Origin of the sequence: Paraburkholderia kururiensis (assembly GCF_034424375.1) — a bacterium.
GTDB classification, from domain to species: Bacteria; Pseudomonadota; Gammaproteobacteria; order Burkholderiales; family Burkholderiaceae; genus Paraburkholderia; species Paraburkholderia kururiensis_A.
Genome location: NZ_CP139965.1, coordinates 1632008 through 1644220 on the forward strand (window position 1 = coordinate 1632008; position 12213 = coordinate 1644220).

9 protein-coding genes are annotated in these 12213 nt (G+C 62.5%); 2 read left to right on the forward strand and 7 right to left on the reverse strand.

The genetic code is table 11. The annotated features are described in order from the left end of the window. Positions 1–257: 257 nt before the first annotated feature. Together U0042_RS07375 and U0042_RS07380 are read left to right on the forward strand one after the other, a co-directional pair. Positions 258–2585 (forward strand): EAL domain-containing protein, encoded by a 2328-nt coding sequence (locus U0042_RS07375; RefSeq protein WP_114815158.1) that lies wholly within the window; start codon positions 258–260, stop codon positions 2583–2585. Between the two features lie 155 nt (positions 2586–2740). After that, positions 2741–3082 (forward strand): hypothetical protein, encoded by a 342-nt coding sequence (locus U0042_RS07380; protein WP_114815157.1) that lies wholly within the window; start codon positions 2741–2743, stop codon positions 3080–3082. A gap of 43 nt (positions 3083–3125) precedes the next feature. Here the strand turns inward: U0042_RS07380 and U0042_RS07385 are convergent, their stop codons facing one another. The 7 genes from U0042_RS07385 to U0042_RS07415 all read right to left on the reverse strand — a co-directional run bounded on the left by U0042_RS07385 (position 3126) and on the right by U0042_RS07415 (position 12158). Beyond that, the gene (locus U0042_RS07385) at positions 3126–4244 is read right to left on the reverse strand and encodes a PTS sugar transporter subunit IIA (protein WP_232833625.1); all 1119 of its coding nucleotides are present in this window, start codon (positions 4242–4244) and stop codon (positions 3126–3128) included. A gap of 414 nt (positions 4245–4658) precedes the next feature. Continuing rightward, the gene (locus U0042_RS07390; protein WP_114815156.1) at positions 4659–7262 is read right to left on the reverse strand and encodes an NB-ARC domain-containing protein; all 2604 of its coding nucleotides are present in this window, start codon (positions 7260–7262) and stop codon (positions 4659–4661) included. A gap of 442 nt (positions 7263–7704) precedes the next feature. Continuing rightward, complete coding sequence (locus tag U0042_RS07395) at positions 7705–8601, reverse strand: hypothetical protein (RefSeq protein WP_327205044.1); 897 nt, start codon at positions 8599–8601, stop codon at positions 7705–7707. 16 nt (positions 8602–8617) lie between these two features. Beyond that, positions 8618–9427 (reverse strand): CDP-diacylglycerol diphosphatase, encoded by an 810-nt coding sequence (locus U0042_RS07400; RefSeq protein WP_114815432.1) that lies wholly within the window; start codon positions 9425–9427, stop codon positions 8618–8620. Beyond that, positions 9424–10878, reverse strand: coding sequence for an indoleacetamide hydrolase (gene iaaH, locus U0042_RS07405; RefSeq protein ID WP_114815431.1), 1455 nt, complete (start codon positions 10876–10878; stop codon positions 9424–9426). Before iaaH ends, U0042_RS07400 begins: the two co-directional genes overlap by 4 nt. Positions 10879–10903: 25 nt before the next feature. Then, positions 10904–11809, reverse strand: a complete 906-nt coding sequence (locus tag U0042_RS07410; RefSeq protein ID WP_114815430.1) for a ferritin-like domain-containing protein — start codon at positions 11807–11809, stop codon at positions 10904–10906. 94 nt (positions 11810–11903) lie between these two features. Beyond that, on the reverse strand, positions 11904–12158 hold the full coding sequence (locus U0042_RS07415; RefSeq protein ID WP_114815429.1) for a transcriptional regulator: 255 nt from the start codon (positions 12156–12158) through the stop codon (positions 11904–11906). Between the last annotated feature and the right edge of the window lie 55 nt (positions 12159–12213).

Genomic DNA, 12213 nt, shown 5'->3' on the forward strand with positions numbered 1-12213 from the left:
ACGCTGCGCGCGGCATCGCTCGCGAAAACCGTATGGTCGTACGAATAAGCGATGGCAGCGTGCACCGTGTGTGGGCATCGCGCGGACGTAACGACCGACGCTAACGCCTGTCAGCCGGAGTGCCTATACTTCACACGCTTTGCGCGCATTTCGCCGAACTATCGCCGTGACGCGGAGACCATCCGTGTAAGCCCGACTCAACCATGCCGGGATTCTGCCGTTAATGGACATGGGAGCCATCCAATATGAAGCGTCCAATGAACGCAGACAAGGACATGGGGTCAGGGGCCGGCAAAGCCCGCTACGGTTCGGCTCTTGCCGAAGAAGTGCTCGCCTCCGAGCAGACGGTGTTGCGCCTCATCACGCGCAACACGCCGTTGCCGGCGTTGCTCGAGGAGGTGTGCCGCCGCGCCGAGGCATTGCTCGGCCACGAGGCGCGATGCTCGATCCTGCTGCTCGACGCCGAAGGGCGTCTCGTGGTGGGTGCCGCGCCATCGTTGCCGAAGGACTACAGCAACGCGATCGAAGGGCTCGCCATCGGACCCGACGTGGGGTCGTGCGGCACGGCCATGTTCGAGCGGCGCATGGTGATCGTCGAGGACATCGCGACCGATCCGCTGTGGGCGCCGTTCAAGGCACTGGCCTTGCCGCATGGTTTGCGCGCATGCTGGTCCGTGCCTTTCGAAGACGAGTCGGGCAAGGTGCTGGGCGCATTCGGCGTCTACTACCGCACGCCGCGCGGGCCCACTGCGCAGGAAGAGGCGATCCTGCGCGACATCAGCAGCAGCGTAGGCCTTGCCGTCCATCAGGACGCCATGGCGCAGCGGCTCGCGCAGAGCGAGGAATACCACCGGCTCGTCGTCAACCATCTCAACGAAGGCATCGTGGTGCAGACGCCCGCCGGCGAGGTCATTGCCTGCAATCCCAGCGCGCATCGCATGCTGCATGCAAGCGGCAATCTGGTGGGACGCCAGATCGACAGCGTCATCCTGCGCGCGTGCCGCGAAGACGGAAGCGTGCTGGAGGAAGCGGACCAGCCCACGCGCCAGGTGATCGCGAGCGGCAAGCCGCTTCTGGGCCTCACGCTTTCGCTCGATCTCGCGGACGGCGACACAGTGTGGATTACCGAGAACGTCGTGCCCATCATCAAGCCGGGCGAGAGCGAACCCAGCGCGGTGCTGATCTCGTTCAACGACATCGGCCCCGTGCGCGCGGCCCAGCAGCAGCTTCGGTATCTCGCCACGCGCGACTCGCTCACGGGGCTCTACAACCGCGCGTATCTTGCCGACCGCATGCGCGAGATGTTCGATCCCGCAGGCGCGGCCGATTCACTGGCCGCGTCGACGAAGGCCGCCCAGCCCGATCACGCGGCGGTGATCTTCATCGATCTGGACGGCTTCAAGAAAGTCAACGACACCGCGGGCCACGATGCGGGCGACGCGTTGCTCTGCAGCGTTGCGCAGCGGCTTGCCGCATGCTCGCGCGCGGAGGACACGCTCGCGCGCGTGGGCGGCGACGAGTTCGTGATGCTCGTGACCGATCACGGCGGCGCGGAGTCGCTCGCGCGGCTCGCGCGCCGCGTGGTGGACACCGTGGCCGTGCCCTTCGCGGTGGCGGGCAACGAGTACTACCTGGGCGCCTCCGTCGGTATCAGCCTCTATCCCGAACACGGCCGCGATGCGACCACGCTGATGCGCAACGCCGACGCCGCGATGTATCACGCGAAACAGCATGGCCGCAATCAATTCCAGTTCTTCACGGAGCAGTTGAACCGGCACCTGCAACGCCGCTTCACGATCGAGCGCGCACTGCGGCGCGCGATGGCGGCGGGCGATTTGAGCCTCGTCTACCAACCCATCGTCGACGGGCGATGCAGTCGCACTGCGGGCGCCGAGGCGCTGCTGCGGCTCAACGATCCGGAACTGGGTGCGGTGACGCCGGCCGAATTCATCCCCGTAGCCGAAGACACGGGGCTCATCGTGCCGATGGGGCGCTGGGTGATCGAACGGGCCTGCGCGCAGGCTGCGGAATGGCGGCGCACGCTCGCGCCGGACCTCGTGGTGGCCGTGAATCTCTCGCCGCGCCAGTTCAACGACGGCCTCGTCGAGCACGTCGCGCAGACGTTGACGCGCACGGGCCTCGCGCCCAGCGCGCTCGAACTGGAAATTACCGAAGGCCTGTTGATGCGCGACAGCGAGACCGTGCTGCCCATGCTGAAGGCGCTCACGGACATGGGCGTGCACATCAGCGTGGACGACTTCGGCACGGGCTACTCGTCGCTCTCGTATCTGAAGCGCTTTCCGCTGCACAACCTCAAGATCGACCGTTCGTTCGTGAACGGCCTGCCCGATCATCGCGATTCGGTGGCCATCACGAGCGCCGTCGTGGCGATGGCGCATTCGCTCGGTATGACCGTGACCGCCGAAGGCGTGGAAACGCGCGAACAGGCGCTATTCCTCCGATCGATCGGCTGCGACAAGCAGCAGGGCTACTTCTTCAGCCGGCCCATGTCCGCGTGCACCTACGTGGAGCGGTTGATGGCGCCGCCTGCCGAGCTAAACGTGCTCAACGAACTGAGCGCCTAGTCACGACCTCGCCGTTTCACGGGCACGTTTGCACCGTGCCCGATTGCCGCGTTCGCCCACTCTTTTCGGCCAGATGCGGTATTTTTGTGTTTTGTTTACTCCACGAAGACTATGCTCGAGCCATATCCACTGGCAGAGCAACCTCGCAGAACACAATGGCTCCGATTCAACCGGCCCGGGCTTTCGGCGGCGGTGCAGACCGCAACGAACCCCGCGCCCCGCGCAACAACGTCATCCCGTTTCCTTCTTCCCGCGTCCTGCTGCCCGTTACGCTCGATTGCGCGAACGCCGCGTCGACGCGCGAGCGACTCGCGGCGCTGCTTCATTCTGCACTGGGCGCCTACGTCGCGCATACGCAAGCCGTGCATGACGGCACGCGTGTCGGCGTGCGCGTGCAACTCGACATCTCGCCCGACGATCTCGACTTCGCCATTCATACGCTGATTGCCACCGTGCCCGAAGCAATGGTCGGACACGTGAAGCGGCGTACGGCGTAAGCGCTGTACACATTCGGCGCTTACGCCGCGTGCCGCGCAGCGTTCAGGCGTCGCTGCGGTCGCCGCTGTTGCTGTCGCTGCCGCGGCGGTTGGGTGGAAGCGGAACGACAACCGGCGAGCCGAGCACTGCTGCGTCCCGCTGAGCCGATGCGTCGGCGCTGCCGCGTTCGTTCGTTTCGGTTTGCGGCGACGTCGATGCGGGCTTCGTTCCCGACCGTTGTTCATATGCGCCGGCGAAGAGCCGGCACACCGCTGTCGGGTCGGCGCACGCGTGGAGCTGCGCCCGAAAGCGCTGATCGCAAAAGCGCTGCGCGACGTCAGCGAGCAGATGCAGATGCGTGCTCGTCGCCCACTCGGGCACGAGCAGCATCACGACGTCGCGCACGGGCTTCGCGTCCGGCGCATCGAACGCGATAGGCGTGGCGAGCCGCGCGTAGAGCGCCACGGCTTCGCGCAACCCTTTGACCTGCCCATGCGGTACGGCCACACCCTGACCCAGACCGGTGGACCCCATTGCCTCACGCGCGGCGAGCGCCGCCGTGACCGTATCCGCGGGCAGCCCCGCCTTGTGTTCGGCCAGTTCGCCGAGCCGTGCGAACAGCGTTTCGCGATCGGCGATGTCGAGATCAAGCAGCACGCGCGCAGGCGAGAGTAGCCGCGCGAGCGTGGCGCCCGCTTGCGCGAATTCTCTGCCGGATGACTCCGCGACCGGTTCGGCGCGCGCCCGCGCGTCGCCGTGGACGAGGTCCTGCCAGGCGTCGGTGGGCGCGGCCGGAATTTCGAGCAGCCGACCGATTTCGGCCGTCGGCGCGAGATGCGCGACGCGCAACATCGCGCCGCTCACCGCGGACTTCGGCAGATACAGCGACAGCCGCACGCGGCCGGTGGCGTGCAGCGACGTGAGACGCAGCGTCCAGGGCTGATCGCAGCAGTCGCGAATCAGCGCCTTGCGCAAGGGCGTGGCGTGCTGCGGGTCCACCGTGACGTGCATCATCACGTAGCGGCTGGTGGATACGACACGGCGGGCGTCTTGTGTGGTGAGCGGTGTGGACTCGGATGGGGTTGGGTTGCTGCGGCTGGCCGCGTCGGCGCTGCCGGTTCGCGATTTGCGGATTTTCAGAAGGGCCCCGAGGGTGCGCAGGCTGGACAATGGGTGCGTCATAGGGCCTTCGTGTTAGTGGGGCGAGGTTTTTAGACTATACGGGAGGTGGGGCACGATGAATGGGGGGGGCGGAGCCGTTTTCGACCCTGAGCGGTCGATCACGCTGCGTCGGGGAGCGTCCCCTGTTCGTACGTGAAGCGGCCGCTCGTGAGCGATCGCCAACTACTCACTGCCGGTCCGCGGGTTTTCTGTGCGTCCGTAAACGGCTGTTAAGCCCCACGAAATAAGTGGTATTCCAGCAATCTCAAAATGCCTTGAATAAGAACTGAAATCGTGCTGTTTCGGCTGATGCCGTGTCCGTGGGGTTCGCTTGCTACCCGGCTTACCAGGACGACCAGCGGTCGGGTGGCGGGCTCGCTATAAAAGTACGAAGCCGGAATTGCCGTCACAAGCTCTCCTCGAAAGCGAGAGTTCCTAATCTAACAAGCCGAGGCGGCCCGCGAGCTTTCGACAATGATAATTTTCAGGATCTTTTTCTAGGCCAGCCAAGGTATATTTTTGGGCGTCGCCTTCGAGGCCTTGGTGTATCGCGAGCCACGCCATTCGAGAAAAATCGTTTGCGTCAGCCTCCTCTTGTCGATTTTCCATTACCATGGCGAGCCGCTGAGCGAGCGCTTGCTTTTCGTAAGTATCGATCTCCAATCCTCGATCTCTTAAAAATTGATTCAGTCGATTCGCAGTATTCGAAACGTCGTAAAATGGAACTTCTGAAAGCTGCGCACGCTCAACAAACGCATGAACCTCTCCCAAAGTGTCGCCCAGGCGATGACACACGAAGGCTAACGTACGCCAGGCGTCAGCGACGTGAGTCTCATCCGGCTCGTTCTCTAAAAAGCGCACCAACTCTGATTTGGCTTTCTGTAGACCGTCTTCTGAACCTAGCTCTAAGTGCCAACGAGCTAGTAGAAGCCAACCCGCCGGATAATTTCGGCAGATCATCTCGATAATCGTTTCGTAATTTTCGTAAGAATCGCCCGATTCGCAGCGCTTCGCAATTGCCGCCACAAAACGTTCGACTCGTTTTGCAAGCCCCAATTGCATGCCATCCCGCCGAATCGGACCTAGCATTTGCAGAATTTCCGAATCAGATAAGATGGATGGTTTTTGAGGATTTATATTGAGCTTCTTCTTTCCAAAGATGCTGGCGACAAGTGGAAGTGAAAGAAATTCCTGATTATCTGCGGGTGCAATATGAGCTTCCACTAAAGAATAATTAAGCAACGCGTCAATTCCACTTTCGACTTGTTGCCGCTCTCCAGTAGAGCGTATTAAAACAGCTTCTAGCGCAAGTCGAGGAACCAAAGAATTCCACGCCGATAGTGTTAAAAAGGCACGCTGCGCGCAGGGAGTAAGTGATGCGTACGTCCTTTCGAAAAGGGCCGTTAATATTTCGTCGCTGCCCGCAACAAGCCTTGGGATATTCCCGGCCACACCTGTTTTGGCAACCTCGCCCAGCAAAATTTTGATAACATACGGATGCCCTTCGGACTGCGTAATTAAATCTTCGACATAAGAAGGCGTTAGGTGGCGAGTTACTCCAAGTTGCACGGAAGCTTGATTAATCAATTTAATCGATTCATCGCGATTCATGCCATTAACATCGACTGGGTAATCGCCCTTGAAATCCCGAAGCCTGGTTGTCAGCAATGCTTTGTTTGGCAATCTGATATAAGTATCGATCCAGGTAAATACCTCCAACGGATTTTGTGTGGTCTCAAAATTATCAAAAACAAATAGGCAGGGGCCGGAGTCGCACTTTTGCAGCTGCTCCTCTAGGAACTGCCGTGCATTGAAGCCTTTTGTAGCTCTGGTGTCCTCGGAGAGTACAAGCCTCGCGTAAAGTCGGCTCATGTCTTCGGGACTAACTACATTCGGTCGAACCGGTTTCGGCCCACTCATATGCAAGTCAACGTCTCGGGCGCTTAGCCATACAACCGTCATATAACGATGGTCCAGATATATGTCTTCCAGTACGCGAAGCGCAAGTGACGTTTTTCCGATGCCCCCCCTACCCCTGAGCGTAATTATTGGTCGCTTATCGTCAAGTAATAACGAGAGAAGCTCTGTCTCCAGTTCATTGCGATCGATATAATCGGAAAGTGACTCAGGCGCATTAGAGAAGCAATTTCCACGTGGAATTAATTCCCAACGCCCATCTGTCTCGCTGGCTGGAAGGGTCCCAGGCGGAATCGAAAATGCTTGCGTGTCACCATACCGCTTGTTGTCGGTGAAATAAGATAATAATTCGTATTTTTTTCCTGAAAAACTTCCATTGGCAAAATAAAAATCTGTCAACTCCGGATCACTTTCAGCTAGTGAAACAAGTCGAGGGCAATCCCAGTAAATGTAGATGCCGTTTTGTAATACGTGCGTGGATTCTTTCTTTAAATACTCAAACGGCGAAGGATCGCCAGCTATAGAAGAAACCCTATATTTTCCGGATAGATTTCGATGAAGATAGGCCCACGAACGTTTAAACAACGAAAAGTTTTCTGAAAATGATTCCAAGCTTTTTCTTAGATATTCAGCAGATTGGCCGACGCTAGATGATTTTGTTGCGCCATGGGCCCGCGTTTTGTTTCGGAGTGTTGAGAGCAAGCGAAACCAACGTTTCATGTCTGACTTAACGGGCATATCTTCCGACTCGATACCTAATTCATCGAGTGCGCATTTCATCGCCGATACGCTTTGGTATTGCCAGTCACCTTCGCGACAAAGTTTAGTAAGTTCACTTTGCTCGGGATGGGCGCTTGTCACCAGATACTGCGAAGCAAGTCCCGTGAGTACATCCTCAATTGCGCGCCCCCAGTCGCCCATTCCGTCGGCGCGGGCTAGAGCGTGCTCAACTCGGTATTTATTGCGCTCCTTATCTTCTGAGATCGCGGATACCATTCCAAGCGTCACAGTCTTAGCCAGCGCTTCAGCTGCCAAGAGCAAGTCGAAAAAGTAAGTGAAGTCCGAATCGTCTTTAGACAAGTCGACACGTTGAAAGACTTGCTGGAGTGCTTTGTGAGTCATGAGTTGCACTTGGCTCCGTCGCTGTTTCGAGTATATTTCTGTACCGTAACATAGCTGTTCCCTTGGGCAACGGCAAGGTGTCTGATTACATTACGGCGGGCTAATACTTCGAATCGGTTGATCACGCAGCTCGCCGCGAGTGAGTCGGCTCAGTCATCGTTAGCGGACGTTGGCAAACTGATCGGAACGGCCGCTTCTGGCTGAGGCTGTGTGAAAACGCGAAAGCACCCGGTTTTCGGGTGTCGCTTTACCCCTCCCGAACCGCTTCGAAGTCCGTATGCGGCGATCTGGCGAGCCGAGTTTGTCAGGCGGTGCGTTCGGCGGGAGCTTTCACACAGCCTCGGCCGCCAACAAACTACAGCGCACCCCCCAGCGTCCCATCAACCAGACAAGTGGGTGTCACCAACTGATCGACAAAAACCATCCCCGCCCCGACACCCCCTCACTCCACCCCACGCCCATTCAGCCATCCATCGATAGCCTCGAGCACCTTCGCTTCAATTCCCAGGTATCCGTGCGGCGATTGCGCGCCACATTCTGCGCGCTTGTTGCCTCCGCCCATGGTGCTCGATACGGCGATGAAATCGAAATTATTGTCGGCGGCCATGCGTTTCGCGGCGCTGAACGGCGAGGCAACACAACCGTCGTGTTCGTTCGATACCACCAGCACGCGCGCCTTGTTTCGAGGCCACGCGACGCCCGACAAACCCGGCTCGCCGCGAACGGCGACCGAAATCGGCGACGTCAGCACGAAGGCGTCCGCGAGGTCCGGTTGGCGTAGCAGCACGTTGCCCACCGTAATGGTCCCGCGGCTCGTCCCGACCAGTGCAACTTTCGCGGAGGGGTAACGTCTTTTCAGCTCGCCGACGACGGCGGCAACGTCCTGGCTTGCCGCGTCGCTCAACCGGAATGCGTCGTCCATGCCTTCGGCGTGGTCCGATGGCGCGTCGAACACGACCGCGGCATCGCCGGCCTTCGTCCAGTAGGCCGCAGTTCGCACCACGAAATTTCCCCGCATACTGGTCGGTCCGTTGTCCGCGAGCGCGACGGCGCCATCGGCGCCCGCGAACAGTACGACGATCCAGGCAGGCGAGGCCGACGTCGAATCGATGTAGACGTTTTGAGTGACATCGCGGCTCTTCACGGAAACCAGCTCGCCCGCACAGACGGCGTGACTGCCCGCCATGAACACGGCCGCGAGCATCAGCCGGCGCCATGGCAGCACGCGGGTAGGGCGCCGCCATGGCCCAATGCGATGGACCGCCGGCCTTTCGAAGCAACGCGCTTTTTTCATTCGGATCGCTCCCGCTGTTCGAGGAAGGCGGCGCCGCCGTTCCATCCATGCTGTACAGCCGTTACCCTGCCGTGTTCGCCACCTTGCAGGCATGATCGAGCAGCCCTTCCGCCGTCCCCGTCCCGTCGTCGCCATCCAGGCTGCTGTTCAGCACAATCCACCCGTCAGTCGCATCCGCGCCCGAACCCGCGCCGGTCACGAGGATCGTCTGCGTGTCCATGGCCTGCCCCTCGGGCAGGCTGCGCGCCACCACGCGAAACGGATTGCTCGCGTCTTTCAGGCTCGTCACGCGCATCACGCGGTAGCGGTTGCCGTCCAGCGTCATCTCGCGCCAGGTATTCGGCGAATCGGTTCGGTGGGTCGCGAGCGCGCGCGTGACGTCGGGCCGCATGCAGTCGATGTGGATATGCAACTGGTTCTGTGACCGCCGGTGGGCCGAGTTGATTTCGAGTCCGATCTGGTCCGCGGCGAGCGTGCGCTTCACGCGCGTTTCGACGTAGTGCCGCGCGTTCCATGCGTCGGCCCAGTACTCGGGCGAGCCGGCGTAGAGAATGTCGGGGCTTTCGATGCCCGCCACGCGATCGGTCGGAATCAGCAGGTATTGCGCGGCGCCGTTGATGTCCTTGAGCAGCGCGTAGCGCGCCTGCAAATCCACCTTCGTGCACGGCCCCGGCGGTTGCGACGCCTGCGCGGCCGGCACGCACTGGCCGCCTACGATCTTCCAGAGCGCGTTCGAATCGACGGCCGCCAGGTGCGTGCAGGCCGTGCTCGCCAGCACGGCGAGGCCTGTGGCCAGCGCGGCGAATGCGATCGGGAGGGCGCGCGAGTTCTGCGCGCGCGGCGCGTATCGGGCAAGGGGCGCGCGGCTCATAGCACCGGCGCGGGCAGTGGGCCGAGAACCTGTTCGAACGCCATGCCGATGGCAAGCAACCGGCGGTCGCTGCCGAGCGGTCCGTCCAGTTCCAGCCCCACCGGCAGTTTCGCGGACGTGAGGCCGGCCGGCAGCGAGAGTCCGGGCACGCCGGCGTTGCTCGCGGGATCGGTATTGCGCAGGTAGGTGTTCATCTCGTGCAGGGGCGGGCCGCCGTCGATGGAGACGCTCGACGAGCCGTTCACTTCGTCGAGCGGCACGGCGGCGAGCATCGTAGTGGGAAAGAGCAGGGCGTCGAGCCGGTGATTTGCGAAGGTCTCGGCATAGTGCTGCTGGAGCTTCGGCCGCCACACGGTAATCGCCTCGTGGTACGCGTCGCGCCAGCCGCCGTCGAGTATCGCGTCGTAGGCGCGGCGCACGTCCGGGCTCGCGATGCGGGCCGCGAGCGCGGCCACGGTTTGCACGGGCGCGTGGTTGGCGACGAGCCAGTCGCGCACGTCGTCGCCTGCTTCATGGAGCGCAACGGGGCCGCCCGTGCGTTCGTCGAGCGTGAGCAGGTCGGCCATGTCCACTTCCACGAACGTCACGCCAGCGGCTTCCAGCCGCGCGAGCGCGGCGCGCGCCGTGGTCTCCAGCGCGCGTTCGAGGCCGTCCCACAGCGGCGCGGGCAGGCCGATTCTGAGCGTTGCGAGCGACACGTCGGGCAGTGTCGCGTCGCCCGTGACGACGCTGTCGAGTAGCGCGATGTCGGCCACGGTGCGCGCCATCGGGCCCACGGTGTCGCGCGTGTGCGAGATGGGCACCACGGCTTGCGGATCGTGATAGCGGCGTGCGGCCCCGCCGTCGCCCACCGAGGGCCGGAAGCCCGCGATGCCCGTCAACGCGGCCGGAATGCGCGTGGAGCCGCCGGTATCGCTGCCGAGCCCGGCCGGCACGATGCGCGCAGCGATGGCGGCCGCGGTGCCGCCCGAAGATCCGCCGGGTATCAGGCCCGGGTCGTACGGATTGCGCACGGGGCCGGCGTGCGGGCTCAGGTTGGTGCTGGTAATGCCGAGCGCCAGTTCGTGCATGTTGGCCTTGCCGAGCATGATGGCGCCCGCGTCGAAGAGGCGCTTCGCCGAGGGCGCGTCGTCTGCGGCCTTGAAGCCGGCGAGCGCGGGCGTGCCGGCCGTCGTGCAGAGCTGCCGCGTACTGATGTTGTCCTTGATGACGACAGGCAAGCCCGCGAGCGGCAGCAGGGCGCGCGCCTCGGGCGTCATGGCATCGATGCGGCGGGCGTCGGCCAGCGCGCCCTCCACGTCGAGTTCGGTCAGCGCATTGAGATTCGAGAGTGCCTGCGCCCGCGCGAGCAGCGTCGCGACGTAATCCGTTGCCTTCAGGTGGCCTGCCTGGATGGCTTGCACAGCTTGTACCGCGGTCAATGCGAGTTGTGTGTCGACGCTCCACGTCATGGGCGGGGCTCCCTCGGCAGGTCCGTCATCGTTTGAGAAAACGCAGCGCGAAGCGCGCGACGGCGGGCATCACCGAAGGACGCAGCAGCCTCGCGTCGTAGCCGCTCATGCGCCGTTCGTTTTCTTCGAGGCACATTTCGAAGAGCGCCTTCGGCGTGAGCGTCGCGTTGAGCGTGCCGCGATTGGCTGCAAGAAAGTTGGAGTCGTGCACGCCGCCGTCGGCGTCGATGCCGCGCGCGATGGCAAGCCGTTCGCGCACCAGCGCGATCCAGATCGCGGCCACGCGCAGCGCGTGCCACGGGCGCCGCCACCACGGCAGATTGCGGCGGTACCAGGCGGCCCAGTTGACGAAGAAGAGAATGTGGCGCGCTTCTTCCTGGATCACGGGCTCGAAGGTTTCGACGAGCGGCTCGGGAAAGTAGCCCGATTCCCGCGCGGCGCGAAAGAGCCCGAAGGCGAAAAAGCTGTCGATGCACTCGCTGTAGCCCGTGAGCATCCAGGCCCATTCGGGGTCGCGTGGCTCGATGTAGTCGGGCTCGGGCGCGAGCGCGATGCCGTAGGCCTGCACGAGCTTCGAGAGCACGACCTTGTGGCGGGCTTCCTCGGCGGCGTCGAGCGTGAGCGCTTCGGCGAGGAGCGGCTCGCGGATGCTGGCCGCGTAGGTCCTTACGCGAACCGAGGCGCGGCCCTCGGTCTGCACGGCCATGTCCCAGATGGGCAGCGACGTGAGGCGCGCAAGCGCGTCGGGCGCGAGCGGCGGCCAGTCGATGACGGCGGGCTTGTACGGGTGGTGGGTGTCGAGCAACATCCGGCAGAACATGCGCCGATGTTCCCCGGAGCCGATGCGCACGGGACCGGGCGTATCGAACGTCCAGTGGCGGAACGCCGTGTCGGCGTGGTCTTCTGCAACATGCGACAGGGTATCGGACATGGAGCGCGAGAGCAGGCGGCGGGAATGCCGCCTATTCTGTCACACCCCTCGCAGCGGCGCCGTGACGGCGGCAATGCGCGGCGCGGTGCTCCGGCTACGGTGCGCGTTTGCGGTTGTCGATCCACATGCGGCCCCAGCGGGACGCATAGGCGAGGGCGTGTTCCTCGTCGAAGAAGTAGTCGAGGGCGTCGAACGAGCGCGCGTCGCTTTCGTTGGCCGCGGCGATTGCCGTGCCGACACGTTCGAGGGCGACGCGCTGGATGGTGAGGCCGGCGGCGAAGAGGCCGTTCGGCAGACGCTGGGCAATTGGCGTGACCGCGTAGCCCTTGTATTGGATAGCCCGGTTCATGGTTCTCGCGTGCAAGGTTGCTTCATCGGATGGCTTGGGAACAGCCTACGGCACG

Coding starts and splice junctions, on each gene's coding strand:
- iaaH (WP_114815431.1), bottom strand. CDS start 10,878: ATGACGTGGAGCGTCGACACACAACTCGCATTGACCGCGGTACAAGCT.
- U0042_RS07390 (WP_114815156.1), bottom strand. CDS start 7,262: ATGACTCACAAAGCACTCCAGCAAGTCTTTCAACGTGTCGACTTGTCT.
- U0042_RS07375 (WP_114815158.1), top strand. CDS start 258: ATGAACGCAGACAAGGACATGGGGTCAGGGGCCGGCAAAGCCCGCTAC.
- U0042_RS07410 (WP_114815430.1), bottom strand. CDS start 11,809: ATGTCCGATACCCTGTCGCATGTTGCAGAAGACCACGCCGACACGGCG.
- U0042_RS07380 (WP_114815157.1), top strand. CDS start 2,741: ATGGCTCCGATTCAACCGGCCCGGGCTTTCGGCGGCGGTGCAGACCGC.
- U0042_RS07400 (WP_114815432.1), bottom strand. CDS start 9,427: ATGAGCCGCGCGCCCCTTGCCCGATACGCGCCGCGCGCGCAGAACTCG.
- U0042_RS07385 (WP_232833625.1), bottom strand. CDS start 4,244: ATGACGCACCCATTGTCCAGCCTGCGCACCCTCGGGGCCCTTCTGAAA.
- U0042_RS07415 (WP_114815429.1), bottom strand. CDS start 12,158: ATGAACCGGGCTATCCAATACAAGGGCTACGCGGTCACGCCAATTGCC.
- U0042_RS07395 (WP_327205044.1), bottom strand. CDS start 8,601: ATGGAACGGCGGCGCCGCCTTCCTCGAACAGCGGGAGCGATCCGAATG.